The organism is Nocardia colli (genome assembly GCF_008704205.1).
In the GTDB taxonomy this organism is placed as follows: domain Bacteria; phylum Actinomycetota; class Actinomycetes; order Mycobacteriales; family Mycobacteriaceae; genus Nocardia; species Nocardia colli.
Map to the genome: position 1 here is coordinate 222,257 of NZ_VXLC01000014.1, position 15,424 is coordinate 237,680.

Sequence of the window (15,424 nt, forward strand, 5' to 3'; positions counted from 1 at the left end):
AACTGGCCACGGTGGTCCCCCGGGTGCGGCGGTTATCGTGGCTACGGCCTGATCGGTACTTCGGAACGAGGAGATGTGTGACCGCGCGACCAGTTGCTGTTCTGTGGGATATGGACGGCACGCTCCTGGATTCGGAGAAGCTCTGGGATGTCGCGATGCGCGAACTCGCCGGCCGGCACGACCGGGAGCTGACCGACGAGCTCCGGCACACCTTCATCGGCGCGTCCGGACCGGATGCGCTGCGGCTGCTGTTCACCGGTATCGGCATCGAGCCGACACCCGAGGCGGTGCGCGAAGCGGGGGAGTTCATCGAGCACCGGGTGACCGAGTTGATGACCGGCCCCATCCCGTGGCGGCCGGGCGCGAAGGACGCGCTGGGGTTGGTCCGGGCCGCCGGGCTGAAGTCGGCGCTGGTCACCAATACCAAGCGGTCGCTCGCCGAGTACGGGCTCGACACCCTGGGCCGCGACTTCTTCGACGTGTCGGTCTGCGGCGACGAGGTGGCGCGCGGCAAGCCGGAACCGGACGTGTACCTGCGCGCCGCCGAACTGCTCGGCGTCGACCCGCGCGACTGTGTGGCGGTGGAGGATTCGCCGACCGGCACTCGCGCGGCCCACGCCGCGGGCTGCGCGGTGATCGTGATCCCGTGCGAGATCCCGGTGCCGGACGGACCCGGCCGCAGCTTCCGCGACACCTTGGTCGGGCTGACGGTCGAGGACCTCGGACAGGCGCTGAAGCAGCGCGGCTGACCGGCCGCCGTCCGACACTCCCGACCGCGCTTTATCGAGAGTTACTGTGCCGCAACGGTAGTGCGCGCTGCTGGTAGGTGTGACCGCGATCACCGGCAATCTCGCCCAATCCCGGGCGTGTCGGCGCTCCGCTCTACCAGAATGTCGCCATGACAGCGTTGGGTGTCCTCGACGAGATCGTAGATACCGCACGGTATCCCCTCGCGAATTCCGCGGACCCCGGTCGCGGCGCCGCCGTGGCGCACGCGCGGGCGGAATTGGCCGCGAGCGGGTGCACCGTGCTGCGCGGTTTCATCCGCCCGGAACTGACCGAAACGCTACGGGCGCAGGGCGATGCGATGGCGCCGCACGCCTACTACGAGGTCGAGCGGGTCAACGCGTACAACATCCCGCTGGATACCGAACTGCCGCAAGACCATCCGGGCGCCATCGTGCTCGAGCGCGGTAACGCCTTCGTGCCGCGCGACCGCATCCCCGGCGACGCGCTGATCCATCAGCTCTACACCGACAAGGGATTTCAGCGTTTCGTCGCCGACTGCTTCGGCCTGGCCGAGCTGCACGAGTTCGCCGATCCGCTGGCGGGCCTGTGCCTCAACGTCGTCGCGCCCGGCATGTCGCATCCGTGGCACTTCGACACCAACGAATTCACCGTCAGCATGCTGACCCAGCCCGCCGAGTCGGGCGGAATCTTCGAGTACTGCCCCAACATTCGCACGCCGGAGGCGGAAAACCTGGACGATGTGCGCGCCGTGCTCACCGATGCGGGGGAGGGCCTGATCCAGCGCCTCGACCTGCGCCCCGGCGACCTGCAACTGTTCCAGGGACGCTTCTCCCTGCACCGAGTGTCGCCCGTCGCCGGTGCCACGCAACGGCATTCGGCGATCTTCGCCTACACCGACCGCCCCGGCGTGATCGGCACGGTGGAGCGCACCCGGCAACTCTTCGGCCGTGTACTACCCGACCATCTGGCCGCCGCGGCCGACGTTGTCCGCGGCGACCGTTTGCTCGACTGAGCCGAACGGCCCGATCGATACCAGTGATCGGGAACAACCGCTCGACCCGAGAGGAACGACTGTGGCAGTGCCGTTACACACGACCGGGAAAGCCTCCTTCGACGACATCTACGACCGTCCCGATCCACGCGACTACTACGCCCGCATGTCCGACCTCGACTACCGCATTCCTGAACTGGCGAAACCCGTGTTCCAGCAGCAGATTCGGGAGTACCGCGCCTCGGCCAGGGTCAGCACCCCCACCGTGCTGGACATCGGCTGCTCCTACGGCGTCAACGCGGCCCTGCTGCGCTTCGACACCACCATGGCCGAACTCGCCGAGCACTACCGCGCCGCCGAGGGCGATCACGCGGCGCTCGTCGCCCGCGACCGCGCCGATCTGGGCAGCCGGGACAGCCTCACCGATGTCCGCTTCCTCGGCATGGACGCCTCCGCGCCCGCGCTCGCCTACGCGAAAGAGACGGGCCTGCTGCACGACACCGTGCACGCCGACCTGGAGTCCGGCGAGCCGACCGACGAGCAGCGCGAGCTGCTGGCCGGCGCGGACATCATCATCTCCACCGGTTGCATCGGCTACGTCACCGAGAAAACGCTGACCCGGGTCGCCACCGCGCATCCGCGTCGGCGACCATGGATGGCACACTTCGTGCTGCGCATGTTCGACTTCGCGCCGATCGCCGCGGACCTCGCCGCGCTCGGCTACCGGACCGAGCAGGCGCCGGGGCTCTACCAGCAGCGCAGGTTCGCCTCCGCGGCCGAGCAGACCCAGGTGCTGAACACCTTGTCCGCCAAGGGAATCGACACCACCGACCGGGAAACCGAAGGCTGGCTCTACGCCGGCCTGTACCTATCGCGACCGTTGCCGAAGCACCACGCCGACACCGAGGACCAGCATTGACCGAACGCACGTTCGCCGCCGACGACACCCTGCCCCGGGTGCCCCTGCCGACGCTGGAAGCCAGCAGCGCCCGATTCCTGGAGTGGTGCGCTCCGCTGCTGACCGCCGACGAACTCGCCACCACCGAGGCGGCGGTCACCGACCTGCTGCGCGCGGACGGACCCGGCCGCACCCTGCACGCGGCCCTCGCCGAGTACGACGCCACCCCCGGCGTCGGCAGCTGGCTCGACCTGTTCTGGCCGTCGCGCTACCTGGGCCGGCGCGACCGGATCGCGTTGAACGCCAACTTCTTCTTCCTGTTCCGCGACGAAACGGTGCTCGCCGCCTCGACCGCCGCCACCCAGGTGGACCGGGCGGCCGGAATCATCGCCGCCGCGGTGGATTACAAGATCGCCCTGGACGCCGAGGCGATCCCGCCGGTGCTGCAACGCGGACAGGCGCTGTCCATGTGGCAGAACAAGTACCTGTTCTCCGAGACCCGCATCCCGGGCGCGGAACAGGACAGCGTCCGGGTGCCCTACAGCGCGGAATGGCCCGGCCCGTCCGACGCCAGGCACATCGTGGTCTTCTTCCGCGGCAGCATCTTCCGGATGGACGCGATCGGCCCGGACGGCGTGCCGCACTCGCTGGACGACCTGGCCTGCGGGCTGCGCGAGGTGCTCAAGGCGGGCGCCCGCTCGACCCGAACCGATTCCGCGGTAGGCCATCTCACCACCAAGGCGCGGGCCGAGTGGGCGGCGAGCCGGCAGGAATTGCTGGCCGAGCCGGCCAACGCCGCGGCGCTGGACGCCATCGAGACCGCGCTGTTCTGCGTCTGCCTGGAGGATTTCGCGCCGGCCGACGAGCAGCAGGCGTGTGACAGCCTGCTGCACGGCGACAGCGCGAACCGGTGGTTCGACAAGGCGGTGTCGTTCATCGTCTTCGCGGACGGCCAGGCGGGCATCAACATCGAGCACTGTGGACTCGACGGCACCACCGTGCTGTCCTTCGTCGATGCCCTGCTGGAGACCTCGGCGCAGGACCACGTCGAGCGATCCGGGGCACAGGCGCAGGGCCTGCCCGCGGTCGAGCCGATCGACTTCGTGCTGGATGCGGCGCAGCGCAACGACATTGCCGCGGCCGGGGCGGACTTCGCCCGCTACGCCGCCGAAAACGCCACGCAGACGGTATCTTTCCCGGACTTCGGCACCACCCAGGCCAAGCGGCTCGGCATCTCCCCGGATGCGTTCGCGCAGTTGAGTTATCAGCTCGCGCATCGGCGCAGCAAGGGAATCACCGGCGCCACTTACGAATCCATCGCCACCCGGCAGTACCGCAACGGCCGCACCGAGGCCATGCGGGTGATCACCCCGGAGATGATCGCGTTCGTCGACGCGGTGCAGGACCCCGAGGTCGATCAGGCGGCAAAGCTGGCCGCCGCGCGTACCGCGGCCGCGGCGCACGTCGCCCGGGCCAAGCAGTGCCAGGCCGGTGACGCGCCCGAACAGCACCTCTGGGAACTCCAGTGGATCCAGCGCCGGCGGGGCGCGGAACTCGGTGTCACCGAATCGATTCCGCTCTACGACAGCCCCGGCTGGCTGATCATGCGGGACGACTACCTGAGCACCAGCTCGGCGCCGTCGGTCAACATCCGCTACTTCGGTTTCGGCTCCACCAGCCCGCGCTGCATCGGCGTCGCGTACGTCCTGCTGCCGGATCGCTGGAATCTGTATCTGGCCACGCCGACCACGGTCGCCGACGAGATGCACGCCTTCGCCGACCATCTCCGCACGGCCGTTGCCGATCTGACGACGCTGCTCGCGAATTGACTTGGCGTTCATCGAGTTCGCCTGCGCCACAGCAGGTTGCCTGCCGTGCGCGCAGGCGAACTCGATGAACGCTCAACGGGTGTCGATATGCCGGCGCGCGGCACGGCCGAGCGCGGCGTCGGCCTCCTCGGCAATCCGAGCCAGTACGTCGGCGGCGGGTTCGATCGCGGTGATCAGGTCGACGCCCTCGCCCGCCCAGATCGGGATTTGGGCTGGATCATCGCGCCGCACGGCGTCCAAGTAGACATCCTGCGCGGCGGTGTCCGCGCGTAGTTCGTCCTCGTGTTCTTGCCAGCGATCGAAGAACGGGGTGCGCAGCATGCGTGCGGTGTACTTCGCCGGCCAGGGAGATCGGCGGGCGATGTCGAACACCCGGTTGCGTGCGGTGTCGTCACCGCGCGCGGCGACGATGGCCTGCCGCTCTTCGTGGGTGAGAATCGCCTCGGGGGTCGCCTCGAACCGGGTGCCGATCATGGCTCCGGCCGCACCGAGGGTCACCGCTGCGGCGAGCCCGCGACCGTCCGCGATGCCGCCCGCCGCGAGCACCGGCGTCGGGTGCACCAGATCGGCGACGGCGGGCACCAAGGTCATCGTCGAACGCCCCGCGCCGTGCCCACCTGCCGCACCGCCCTGCGCGACGATCACATCCGCGCCGACTTCGACCGCTCTGCGTGCCTCGTCGAGGTCGGTGACCTGCACCATCAGCACCGCGCTCGCGGCACGAACCGACTCGACGAAGGGCGCCGGATCGCCGAACGACAGCAACACCGCTCGCGGCCGATACTCGGTGAGCGCCCAGCGGACCGTATCGTCGTCGATCGCCCAGCTCAGGAATCCGATACCCCACGCGGACCGTGCGCTGGCCCCGACGATCGCCAGCTCCCGTTCGAGCCACGCGCGATCTCCGCTGCCGACCAGCCCCAACCCGCCGGCATTGGCTACGGCGGCAGCCAGTGCGCCTCCGGCCACACCACCCATCGGCGCCGACACGATCGGATGGCGCAAATCAAACATTTCAGACAACGCGGTGTGCAGCGGCATACCCAATGATGCCCGCACTAGCGGGTCGCGCCCGCCGAGCGGGAACTGGTGCCGGTCGCCTCTCGACCGTTGCCGACACCAGTTCCCGCTCGATCGGACGGGGTCGGTTGGGCCGGAGCAACGGTCCCGCACACCGGTCTGAAACAATGGCTCATCGTGAAGAACTTCGAAACCCTGTTCGCCGAGCTGCAGGATCGTGCGGTTACCCGCCCCGAGGGGTCCGGAACCGTGGCCGCGCTGGACGCGGGCGTGCATAGCCAGGGTAAGAAGGTGCTCGAGGAGGCCGGCGAGGTCTGGCTGGCCGCCGAGCACGAGAGCGACGAGTCGCTCGCCGAGGAGATCTCCCAGCTGCTGTACTGGGTGCAGGTGCTGATGGTGGGTCGTGGACTGAAGCTCGAAGACGTGTACCGACATCTGTGATGGCCGCGTCTTACTCCGTAGTTTCACCTCCCGAAAGGACCCCCTCCCATGCTGCGCGTCGCAGTCCCCAATAAAGGCGCCCTGTCCGAGGCCGCCACCGCCATCCTGGTCGAGGCCGGCTATCGCAAGCGGACCGATGCCCGCGACCTGACCGTGCTGGACCCGGCCAACCAGGTCGAATTCTTCTTCCTGCGTCCCAAGGACATCGCCATCTACGTCGGGTCCGGCGAACTCGACCTCGGCATCACCGGCCGCGATCTCGCGCTCGATTCCGGCGCGCCGGTCAGCGAGCGGCTCGGCCTCGGCTTCGGCCGCTCTTCGTTCCGCTACGCCGCGCCGGCCGGACAGGCCTGGCAGGTCGAGGACCTCTACGACAAGCGGATCGCCACCTCCTACCCGAACCTCGTGCTCAGCGACCTGCAACGGCGCGGCATCGAGGCCGAGGTGATCCGCCTGGACGGCGCGGTGGAGATCTCCATCCAGCTCGGCGTCGCCGACGCGATCGCCGACGTGGTCGGCTCCGGCCGGACGCTGCGTCAGCACAACCTGGTCGCGTTCGGCGAGTCGCTGTGTGACTCGGAGGGGGTGCTGATCGAGCGCACCGGCTCCGATCAGCAGGAACGGGCGCGCAATCAGCTCATCGCCCGCGTGCAGGGCGTGGTCTTCGGCCAGCAGTACATCATGCTGGATTACGACTGCCCGAAGGAGCTGCTGGAGGCGGCGGTCAAGATCACCCCGGGGCTGGAGTCGCCGACGGTCTCGCCGCTGGCCGACGACGGCTGGGTCGCGATCCGGGCGATGGTGCCGCGCAAGCAGGGCAACGAGGTGATGGACCAGCTCGCCGAGCTCGGCGCCAAGGCCATTCTCGCCTTCGACATCCGCTCCTGCCGCGCCTTCTGAGCGGATTATCGCCGTCTGATTTGTCTTGTATGCGTGAATAATTCACGCTGAACGCAACCGGTGTGCCGGGTGACCGGGCGTTGCTACCGTGCGGCCTCTCGATGAGGAACGCAAGGAGCACGCCCGTGTCACAGACATCGCCCGAGGAACGTTCGGGAAGCATATTCGCCTGGAACGAGGACTGGCTGGCGGCGATCGTCGGACTGGCGCTGATCGCGCTGGTCCTGATCGGCGCGATCCCGGATTGGCTGGTGCCGTGATGTCGGATACGCCAGCGCGCGAAGGTGATCCGGCCGCCGAGGGGAGCGTGGTCACCGCCTCGGCCGGAACCGGCTCGGAGGCTCAGGCTTCCGGTCAGGTGAAGTCGGAAACGGCGGCCCTGCAAGCGGTCTCGCGCCCGACCGCCGGGGCGATCGTGGCGGGGCTGGCGGTGGTCATCGCATTGGGCGCGCTGACCCGCTACTTCGACACCCATGTCCCGCAGTGGGCGGCAGACACCCCGTTCAAGCGGGTGGCCAAGTCGATCGAGTTCCCGGTGTACGCCATCGCGATCGGCCTGCTCGGCAATGTCATCCTGTCGAAACTCGCCCTGCGCGAACGCCTTTCGGCCGGTTTCCGCACCGAGTTCTTCATCAAGACCGGCGTGGTGCTGCTCGGCGCCTCGATCAACCTGAAGATCCTGGTGACCGCCGCCGGGCCGTCGATCGTGCAGGCGTTGCTGCTGATCACCGTGGTGTTCGGCTTCACCTGGTGGCTCGGCGGACGGCTCGGGCTCGACGACAAACTGCGCGCGCTGCTGTCCTCGGCCGTGTCCATCTGCGGGGTCAGCGCGGCCATCGCGGCGGCCGGCGCGGTGCAGGCCAAGCGCGAGCAGATCGCCTACGCGGCCTCGCTGGTGATCATCTTCGCGCTCCCGTCGATCTTCGTATTGCCTTGGCTGGCTGACGTTCTCGGGCTGTCCGACGCGGTCGCCGGCGCCTGGATCGGCGGCAACATCGACACCACCGCGGCGGTCGCGGCCTCGGGCGCGATCGCGGGGGAGAAGGCGCTGCAGATCGCCACCATCGTGAAGACCACGCAGAACGCGCTGATCGGCCTCGTCGCGATCGCGTTGACCGCGTACTTCACCTTGAAGGTGGAACGCACCGCCGGCGCCGTGCGGCCCTCGCCGCGGCAGTTCTGGGAGCGGTTCCCCAAGTTCGTCCTCGGCTTCGTCGCCGCCTCCATCATCGGCACGCTCTACCTGCAGTCCGCGGACAAGAAGTCCGGCGCCGCGCACATCCTGATCATCAACGATCTGCGCACCTGGTTCCTGATCTTCGCGTTCGTCTCCATCGGACTGGAGTTCTCGCTGCGTGGACTGCGGGACGCAGGCTGGCGGCCGATCGTCGTCTTCGGCTCCGCAGTCGTAGTCAACCTGGCCGTCGGCCTGGGCCTTTCCGTCCTGCTGTTCCACAACTTCACCCTCTGATCCGCTTCGCCGCGCACGTTGTTGCCAGCCGCGCACGTTGTTGCTAGCGATTTCGTGCGCGGCGCGGGAATTGGTGCGCGGCAGACCGGTCGTGGTCACCCGCTGGCTTAGCGGTCGGTTGTCGCTGCCCGCCAATTCCGCGAGTCTTCACGAAAATTTCATGGTGTGTCCGCAACACTGTGCGGTGTGTCGGGCGAAATACACAGAGAGAATGTCGGGGCGCGGCTACCGGTCACGCACCAGAGTTATGAGAGGACGTCGATGATTTCGGACGTCGAGCGGGTGGGCCGATGGCCACGCCTGCGCAATGTGCTGGTCTTGATGGGTGACGTCGTCGGAGTCGTGGTGTTGATCGTCGCGGTGGGGCTCGTCGGATCGCACGGCACGTCATTGGACTTCATCACCTGGCTGACGGGCCGGTAGCGCCCGGTTATTCGGCCACCGCGTCGGCCAGGGTCTCGTCCGGCGACTCGCCGGTCCCGCCGGCCGGCCAGCCGGGGTAGGGCGGGGGCGTGCCGCCGAATTCGGGGCACAGGGGTTTGTAGTCGCAGTACGCGCAGAGCCAACTGGTGTTCGGCTGGAAGTCGCCGGTGCGACCCGCCGCCAGGATGGCCTCCCACAGCGCGGAGAGCGTGCGTTCGAAGCGGCGCAGTTCCTCTTCGTCGGGGGCGTAGGTGAGGATCTGCTCGTCGGACAGGTAGATCAGGCGCAGCTGGGCCGGCAGGATGCCGCGGGTGCGCAGCACGACCAGCGCGTAGAACTTCAGCTGGAACAGCGCCCTGGTCTCCTGCGTCGGTCCGGGCGCGCGGCCGGTCTTGTAATCGACCACCCGTAGCTGTCCGGTCGGCGCGACATCGATCCGATCGACGAAGCCGCGCAACAGAACTCCGTCGTCGAGCTCCACCTCGACCCGCGCCTCGCGCGACTCCGGATCGAAGCGCGTGGGATCCTCCAGCCGGTAGTACGCCTGCACCAGCGAGCCCACCTCGGCCAGGAAGCCGTCCAGCTCGTCGTCGGTGATCAGCTCGGTCACCGCGGGCCATTCGGCCGCCACCCGCGCCCAGGCGGGCACGATCAGGCCCTCCGCCCGCTGCGGCCGGCGCTGCACCGCGGGCAGCCCGTACAGGTCCTCCAGCACCGCGTGCACCACCGTGCCGCGCAGCGCGTTGCGATTCGGCGGCTCCGGGATCCGGTCGATCGCCCGGAACCGGTACTTCAGCGGGCACTGCTTGAAATCCATTGCCCGCGAAGGCGACAGCGCCGGCCGCGACCGGCTCGCCGCCGCACCGGGATCGGACGCGGGCGCGCCGTCGGCAGGGGGCGTGGACACGGGCGAGCTCATACCTGGCAGGCTATCCGGCGGCACCGACACGCCGGTGCGTGACTTTCATTCAGTGCTAGTTCTTCCAGCGAACGGAGATTCATGACGGCCAGACGGACCGGGCCATTCACCCTCGGTGACCGGGTACAGCTGACCGATGCCAAAGGCCGCCTGTACACGGTGGTCTTGGAGGAGGGCAAGGAGTTCCACACCCATCGCGGCGGGATCAAGCACGACAGCTTGATCGGCGCCGACGAGGGCTCGGTGGTCAACTCCACCAACGGCACCCCGTATCTGGCGTTGCGTCCGTTACTGATCGACTACGTGCTGTCCATGCCGCGCGGCGCCGCGGTCATCTACCCGAAGGACGCCGCCCAGATCGTGCACGAGGGCGACATGTTCCCCGGCGCGCGGGTGCTGGAGGCCGGCGCGGGTTCCGGCGCGCTGACCTGTTCGCTGTTGCGTGCCGTCGGGCCGCAGGGCGAGGTCATCTCGTACGAAATTCGCCAGGATCACGCCGATCACGCCATCCGCAACGTCGAAACGTTCTATGGCGAACGTCCGGCTAACTGGTCGCTGACGGTCGGCGACGTCGCCGATTTCGACGGCGAACCGGTGGATCGCGCGGTGCTCGACATGCTCGCGCCGTGGGACGCGCTGCCCGCGGTGTCCAAGGCGCTGGTGCCCGGCGGCGTGCTGATCGTCTACGTGGCCACGGTCACGCAGCTGTCCAAGGTCGTGGAAGCGCTGCGCGAACAGGAATGCTGGACCGAGCCGCGGTCCTGGGAATCGATCGTGCGCGGCTGGCACGTGGTCGGCCTCGCGGTGCGCCCCGAGCACCGCATGCAGGGCCATACGGCCTTCCTGGTGAGCGCACGCAAGCTCGCCGAGGGCACGGTGACCCCCAAGCCGCAGCGCAGGCCGTCGAAGGGCTGACGCGCCGGCTGAACCGGCCGAGGGCGTCCGCACACCGCCCTCGGCCGTCGTCATCGATCAGGCAGGGACGCAGGGCGCCTGCGCGAAGCCGAGCAGCAGGCAGCCGCTCTGGTCCGAGAGCTTCCAGGTGCCGCCGACGTTCTCCCAGGTGATGGGCATCGCGGGGGCGGTGCCGTGCGGCGAGTTGATGGTCACCTGCGCGGTCGCGCTGTTGCCCTGGACTGTGACATCGGCCACTGCGAAGGTCAGCGCGTACCCGGCCAGACCCTTGTTCATCTGATCGATGTTCGCCGTGCGCTTTTCGCCGTCGACGATCAGCTTGGCCTTGTCCGCCGTGGGTACCGCCGGGTCGGACAACTTCACCAGGACCGCCTGCAACGTCTCCGGCGTCGGCGCGCTCGCGGCCGCGGACGGCGCCGCGCTGCTCGACGCACTAGCGGCCACTGCGCTGGAGGAAGAGACTGTGGCATCGGATTTGTTGTCATCGGAACTACAGCCGACGAGCCCGGCGGTAACGGCGAGGGCGGCGGCAGCGGTAGCAAGGGAAACGCGGAGGGTTCTGGCGGGAAGGAGCATCTTCAGCAACCTTTCGGCTCGGTCGGCGAGCTGGCTCACCGAGTGCGGGTTAGGGCAGGCTAACATGGTTATCCGGCGGTCGATCGCAGCCCAGATGTGATCACGACGAAACCATGTCGGAAAGCGAGAACGGTTCGCGCCCGGTAGCGTTGATAGACCGGGACTGGGAGGAGCAGCACATGAGCCCCATCGAGAATTCGGATTCGGCGGCCTGGAGAGAGCTCGAGGCGGTACGCGCCGAAGCGGCTGCACTCCGCAGGCAACTCGCCGATTCGCCGGATCGTGCACGGGAATTGGAAGCCCGCATCGATTCGCTGACGATTCGCAACACCAAGCTGATGGACACTCTCAAGGAGGCGCGGCAGCAGCTGATCGCGCTCCGCGAGGAAGTCGATCGGCTCGGTCAGCCGCCGAGCGGATACGGCATTCTGATCGGCGTCTACGACGATCAGACGGTCGATGTGTTCACCTCGGGCCGCAAGATGCGGCTGACGTGTTCACCGAACATCGAGACCTCGACCCTGGAATACGGGCAGACCGTGCGCCTGAACGAGGCGCTCACGGTCGTCGAGGCCGGCGTGTTCGACGCGATCGGCGAGATCGGCACCCTGCGGGAGATCCTCGATGACGGCCGTCGTGCCCTCGTTGTCGGTCACGCCGACGAGGAACGCGTGGTCTGGCTGGCGGGTCCGCTGGCCAAGGTCGCCGAGTACGACGACATGGACGACCCGGACTCCCCGATTCGCAAACTGCGCCCCGGCGATTCACTCCTGGTGGACACCAAGGCCGGCTTCGCGTTCGAGCGCATTCCCAAGGCCGAGGTCGAAGACCTTGTGCTGGAAGAGGTTCCGGACGTCGACTACACCGACATCGGCGGCCTCGGCCGGCAGATCGAGCAGATCCGCGATGCGGTGGAGCTGCCCTTCCTGCACAAGGACCTGTTCCGCGAGTACGCGTTGCGCCCGCCCAAGGGCGTGCTGCTCTACGGTCCGCCCGGTTGCGGTAAGACGCTCATCGCCAAGGCGGTGGCCAACTCGCTGGCCAAGAAGATCGCCGAGGCGCGCGGTGAGGATGCCAAGGAAGCCAAGTCGTTCTTCCTGAACATCAAGGGCCCCGAGCTGCTGAACAAGTTCGTGGGTGAGACCGAGCGCCACATCCGGATCATCTTCCAGCGGGCCCGCGAGAAGGCGTCCGAGGGCACCCCGGTGATCGTGTTCTTCGACGAGATGGATTCCATCTTCCGCACCCGCGGTTCGGGCGTGTCCTCCGATGTGGAGACCACGGTTGTGCCGCAGCTGCTTTCGGAGATCGACGGCGTCGAGGGCCTGGAGAACGTCATCGTGATCGGCGCCTCCAACCGCGAGGACATGATCGACCCCGCGATCCTGCGGCCCGGCCGCCTGGACGTGAAGATCAAGATCGAGCGGCCGGATGCCGAATCGGCACAGGACATCTTCTCCAAGTACCTCACGGAGACGCTGCCCCTGCACGCCGACGATCTCGCCGAGTTCGGCGGCGACAAGCTGGCGTGCGTGCAGGCGATGATCGAACGGGTCGTCGACCGGATGTACGCCGAGAGCGAGGACAACCGCTTCCTGGAGGTCACCTACGCCAACGGTGACAAGGAGGTCCTGTACTTCAAGGACTTCAACTCCGGCGCCATGATCCAGAACATCGTGGACCGCTCCAAGAAGTACGCCATCAAGTCCGTCCTCGACACCGGCAACCCCGGCCTGCGTCTCCAGCATCTCTACGATTCGATTCAGGACGAGTTCTCCGAGAACGAGGACCTGCCCAACACCACGAATCCCGATGACTGGGCCCGCATCTCGGGCAAGAAGGGCGAGCGGATCGTCTACATCCGCACGCTCGTCACCGGCAAGAACGCCAGTGCGAGCAGGGCGATCGACACCGAATCCAGCACGGGCCAGTACCTGTAGGTTTCAGTACGAAGGGCCGCGTCTCCATTGGAGGCGCGGCTTTTTCGTGTGGTCAGGGCGCATCCCCGGCACCGGTCTCCGCGAGTCCGGCAACGCGATGCCGGACCGCCGAGTTGCGCGCGTACTCGGCGATCGCCGGGGCGGAGTCGGTTTCGATGACCGCGCTGATCGCGCGATGAACGGCTTGGAGTTCTATTCCGCGCCTTGTCATTTCCGTGGTGAGGCCCGGTAGCAACGCGCCGTGCGTGACGCCGAATATTTCGGCCGGGTCTCCGGGGCGGCCGCGGGTGATCAGGACGCCGAGTCCGACGAGCAGGTCGCGGATCTGGGCGGTGGTCAACTCGGCGCCGAGCCGGGCGAGCGCTGCCTCGGCGAGGTCGATCGGCAGCACCGGGCCTACGCCGGCGGCGACGAGCAGGCCGAGTAATGGTCCGAGGGCCGTGCGGATTTCGGGGTCTGCCGAGGTGATCGCGTCGCCGATCCGATGCGCTACGACGGTGTCCAGGCCGATGCCTTCGGTGACCTCGGCCGGGGTGACCATGGAGTCGACCTCGACCAGCAGGCGGGCGACCAGCCAGCCGCTCGCGACCGCGTGCGAGTCGCTGAACACCCGGGTGGGTGTTTCCGCGAGCAGCGCGTCGATCCAGTTGACCCAGGTATCCGAGTGGTACCGAGCGACTTTGGCACGGGTGGATCCCACCAGGATGTCGGCGACGTCGCGAGCGGTGGGTTCCGGCAGGGTGATTCGGTGCATGTGCGCGAGTTCCGGCGTGTCCTCGACGCCGGTTCCGGCGCGGATGCTGATCACCAGGCGGACGTGGGCGAATTCCGCGGCCGTGGTGAGGTTTTCGATCGCGCGGATGAGCAGGGTGCGGCTGCCCGCTTCCGGCTGGTCCAGACCGTCGAGCACGATGGTGACCCGGGTTCCCGGACTTGCCGATCGGGTGATCGGGCGGCCGACCTCGATGTCGAACACGTCGGGCTCGGTCTCGCTGCTCTCGGTCAGTGCTCGGACCTCACGCACCGCGTCGGCGAAGCCCGGCAGGCGGACGCTGAGTTGGGCCGACAGCTCGGTGGCGACGGTCTCCATGGAACTACTGGCGGTCAAAAACACTGCCGCGGTGACGTATTCGGGGGCGATCGGCAGGCTGTCGACAATCGTCGGGCGGATCAGCATCGCCATCAGGGTCGACTTCCCGGCGGCCGGCGGTCCGACGATCGCCCGCAACCGGTGGCTGCCGCTCTCCACGATCTCGGTGAGGCGTTCGCGGATGGCGCCGGTCAGTTGCAGGCGGCGGGTGAGGTGGTCGACGAAACCGGCGGCCGGGCGGCCGGTCAGCGCGTCTCGGCGGCGGGCCGGGTTCGGCAGCAGCCAGAGGCCGGGATCGCCGTCGGGGGAGGCGGATTCGGCGCCCATGGCGTACGAAAGATGCTGCGGGCGTTGCTGAACGCAGCTCGCGGCGATCGGGTCGACCAGGTCGGCGGGGAGCAGGTTTTCGCCGCGGGTGGCGAGTCCGGACTCGAAGGTGGCGAGCATGGTCCTGGTGAAGCAGCCGTTGTAGGCGGGGCCGTCGTCGGAGGCCACCAGGAGTTCCACGCGCCCTGCGGATCTGGCGAGCAGGTCGGTCCAGCGACGGGCCGCGCCGTGCACGCCCTGTTCGGCTTCGCAGGTGTCGATGAGGACGACGAGGCCGTCGAGCGCGGATCGGTTCAGTCGTTCGCGGATCGACTGGGTGAGGTGCACGGCGGTGCGCGAGTCGGGTACCGCGGGGGAGTCGTAGGCGAGGAGATAGAAGTCCTCGGGGCCGGTGGTGACGCCGTGTCCGATGAACGTGACGAGCAGACTGGCCTGTCGCGCAGCGGCCGATTCGAAGGCCGCGGCGATGATGTCGGCGAGTTTGCTTGCGCCAGGGTCGATTACGGGTCCGTCATGGGCGGTTGCCGATTCCCACCCGCCGTCGGCGGTGAGTCTGGCGTACAGGTCTTCGGCGAGTCCGTGCACGAAACCCAATTCGGGTAGCGCCGCGCACTCCGACCCCACCACCAACGCCAATCGCCCACCCATGCGGGAAACATACCCCGCAGACCCGACTCGATACCCCGCCGCTGTGGTGCAACATCAACTGGGTTCAGGTACTGATGTTGCCGCGCTTGCCGGCTAGGTCGGCGTCGACGGCGACCGAACCTTCGGTCGTCGACCTGGTCGGAGAGACTTTGGGTTCGAGCTGATCGGGAGTGGTCGAGTCGGCGTCGTTCGTACCGGCGGAGTCGGGCGTTGGTTCGGATATCGCCGCGCGTGACCCGATCCGCCTGGTTCGGGTCGAGGTTGGCGGATAGCGGTGTGCTGCGAT

The 15,424-nt window shown here is 68.0% G+C and carries 15 protein-coding genes; 11 read left to right on the forward strand and 4 right to left on the reverse strand.

Annotated features, from left to right (window positions below):
* Positions 1 to 77: 77 nt before the first annotated feature.
* The 4 genes from F3087_RS25450 to F3087_RS25465 all read left to right on the forward strand — a co-directional run bounded on the left by F3087_RS25450 (position 78) and on the right by F3087_RS25465 (position 4,468).
* Entirely contained in the window at positions 78 to 749 is a 672-nt protein-coding gene (locus tag F3087_RS25450; protein WP_263407235.1) for an HAD family hydrolase, read from the forward strand.
* A gap of 149 nt (positions 750 to 898) precedes the next feature.
* Entirely contained in the window at positions 899 to 1,762 is an 864-nt protein-coding gene (locus F3087_RS25455) for a HalD/BesD family halogenase (protein ID WP_150404550.1), read from the forward strand.
* Positions 1,763 to 1,823: 61 nt separating this feature from the next.
* A complete protein-coding gene (locus tag F3087_RS25460; protein WP_223885323.1) occupies positions 1,824 to 2,660 on the forward strand; it encodes a class I SAM-dependent methyltransferase in 837 nt (278 codons plus the stop codon).
* A complete protein-coding gene (locus tag F3087_RS25465; protein ID WP_150404551.1) occupies positions 2,657 to 4,468 on the forward strand; it encodes a choline/carnitine O-acyltransferase in 1,812 nt (603 codons plus the stop codon). The genes F3087_RS25460 and F3087_RS25465 overlap by 4 nt, the downstream gene beginning before the upstream one ends.
* 72 nt (positions 4,469 to 4,540) lie before the next feature.
* Here F3087_RS25465 and F3087_RS25470 read toward each other — a convergent pair whose 3' ends face one another.
* Entirely contained in the window at positions 4,541 to 5,509 is a 969-nt protein-coding gene (locus F3087_RS25470; RefSeq protein ID WP_191094130.1) for an NAD(P)H-dependent flavin oxidoreductase, read from the reverse strand.
* 138 nt (positions 5,510 to 5,647) lie between these two features.
* Here F3087_RS25470 and F3087_RS25475 point away from each other — a divergent pair, with 138 nt between their 5' ends.
* The 5 genes from F3087_RS25475 to F3087_RS46060 all read left to right on the forward strand — a co-directional run bounded on the left by F3087_RS25475 (position 5,648) and on the right by F3087_RS46060 (position 8,723).
* Complete coding sequence (locus F3087_RS25475; RefSeq protein WP_174412539.1) at positions 5,648 to 5,929, forward strand: phosphoribosyl-ATP diphosphatase; 282 nt, start codon at positions 5,648 to 5,650, stop codon at positions 5,927 to 5,929.
* A 48-nt stretch (positions 5,930 to 5,977) separates the two neighbouring features.
* Positions 5,978 to 6,829, forward strand: a complete 852-nt coding sequence (gene hisG, locus F3087_RS25480; protein WP_150404553.1) for an ATP phosphoribosyltransferase — start codon at positions 5,978 to 5,980, stop codon at positions 6,827 to 6,829.
* A 125-nt stretch (positions 6,830 to 6,954) separates the two neighbouring features.
* Positions 6,955 to 7,089 (forward strand): hypothetical protein, encoded by a 135-nt coding sequence (locus tag F3087_RS47165; RefSeq protein WP_263407236.1) that lies wholly within the window; start codon positions 6,955 to 6,957, stop codon positions 7,087 to 7,089.
* On the forward strand, positions 7,089 to 8,300 hold the full coding sequence (locus F3087_RS25485; protein WP_150404554.1) for a YeiH family protein: 1,212 nt from the start codon (positions 7,089 to 7,091) through the stop codon (positions 8,298 to 8,300). Before F3087_RS47165 ends, F3087_RS25485 begins: the two co-directional genes overlap by 1 nt.
* A 261-nt stretch (positions 8,301 to 8,561) precedes the next feature.
* The gene (locus tag F3087_RS46060; protein ID WP_191094131.1) at positions 8,562 to 8,723 is read left to right on the forward strand and encodes a hypothetical protein; all 162 of its coding nucleotides are present in this window, start codon (positions 8,562 to 8,564) and stop codon (positions 8,721 to 8,723) included.
* Between the two features lie 7 nt (positions 8,724 to 8,730).
* Here F3087_RS46060 and F3087_RS25490 read toward each other — a convergent pair whose 3' ends face one another.
* Positions 8,731 to 9,642, reverse strand: coding sequence for a RecB family exonuclease (locus F3087_RS25490; RefSeq protein WP_150404555.1), 912 nt, complete (start codon positions 9,640 to 9,642; stop codon positions 8,731 to 8,733).
* Positions 9,643 to 9,723: 81 nt separating this feature from the next.
* Here F3087_RS25490 and F3087_RS25495 point away from each other — a divergent pair, with 81 nt between their 5' ends.
* Complete coding sequence (locus F3087_RS25495) at positions 9,724 to 10,557, forward strand: tRNA (adenine-N1)-methyltransferase (RefSeq protein ID WP_150404556.1); 834 nt, start codon at positions 9,724 to 9,726, stop codon at positions 10,555 to 10,557.
* Between the two features lie 57 nt (positions 10,558 to 10,614).
* Here F3087_RS25495 and F3087_RS25500 read toward each other — a convergent pair whose 3' ends face one another.
* Complete coding sequence (locus F3087_RS25500; RefSeq protein ID WP_223885324.1) at positions 10,615 to 11,001, reverse strand: hypothetical protein; 387 nt, start codon at positions 10,999 to 11,001, stop codon at positions 10,615 to 10,617.
* A 311-nt stretch (positions 11,002 to 11,312) separates the two neighbouring features.
* Between F3087_RS25500 and arc the strand changes: the two genes are divergently transcribed.
* Positions 11,313 to 13,073: a proteasome ATPase gene (arc, locus tag F3087_RS25505; protein WP_150404558.1), complete on the forward strand. Its 1,761-nt coding sequence runs from the start codon at positions 11,313 to 11,315 to the stop codon at positions 13,071 to 13,073.
* A 52-nt stretch (positions 13,074 to 13,125) separates the two neighbouring features.
* On the opposite strand, the gene F3087_RS25510 is transcribed toward arc, so the two are convergent.
* A complete protein-coding gene (locus F3087_RS25510; RefSeq protein WP_150404559.1) occupies positions 13,126 to 15,138 on the reverse strand; it encodes an ATP-binding protein in 2,013 nt (670 codons plus the stop codon).
* Between the last annotated feature and the right edge of the window lie 286 nt (positions 15,139 to 15,424).

What these genes read in the sequence shown, in the direction of transcription:
- F3087_RS46060 (WP_191094131.1), top strand. Translation starts at nt 8,562, where the DNA reads ATGATTTCGGACGTCGAGCGGGTGGGCCGATGGCCACGCCTGCGCAAT.
- F3087_RS25455 (WP_150404550.1), top strand. Translation starts at nt 899, where the DNA reads ATGACAGCGTTGGGTGTCCTCGACGAGATCGTAGATACCGCACGGTAT.
- F3087_RS25495 (WP_150404556.1), top strand. Translation starts at nt 9,724, where the DNA reads ATGACGGCCAGACGGACCGGGCCATTCACCCTCGGTGACCGGGTACAG.
- F3087_RS25490 (WP_150404555.1), bottom strand. Translation starts at nt 9,642, where the DNA reads ATGAGCTCGCCCGTGTCCACGCCCCCTGCCGACGGCGCGCCCGCGTCC.
- F3087_RS25470 (WP_191094130.1), bottom strand. Translation starts at nt 5,509, where the DNA reads ATGCCGCTGCACACCGCGTTGTCTGAAATGTTTGATTTGCGCCATCCG.
- F3087_RS25485 (WP_150404554.1), top strand. Translation starts at nt 7,089, where the DNA reads ATGTCGGATACGCCAGCGCGCGAAGGTGATCCGGCCGCCGAGGGGAGC.
- F3087_RS25510 (WP_150404559.1), bottom strand. Translation starts at nt 15,138, where the DNA reads ATGGGTGGGCGATTGGCGTTGGTGGTGGGGTCGGAGTGCGCGGCGCTA.
- arc (WP_150404558.1), top strand. Translation starts at nt 11,313, where the DNA reads ATGAGCCCCATCGAGAATTCGGATTCGGCGGCCTGGAGAGAGCTCGAG.
- hisG (WP_150404553.1), top strand. Translation starts at nt 5,978, where the DNA reads ATGCTGCGCGTCGCAGTCCCCAATAAAGGCGCCCTGTCCGAGGCCGCC.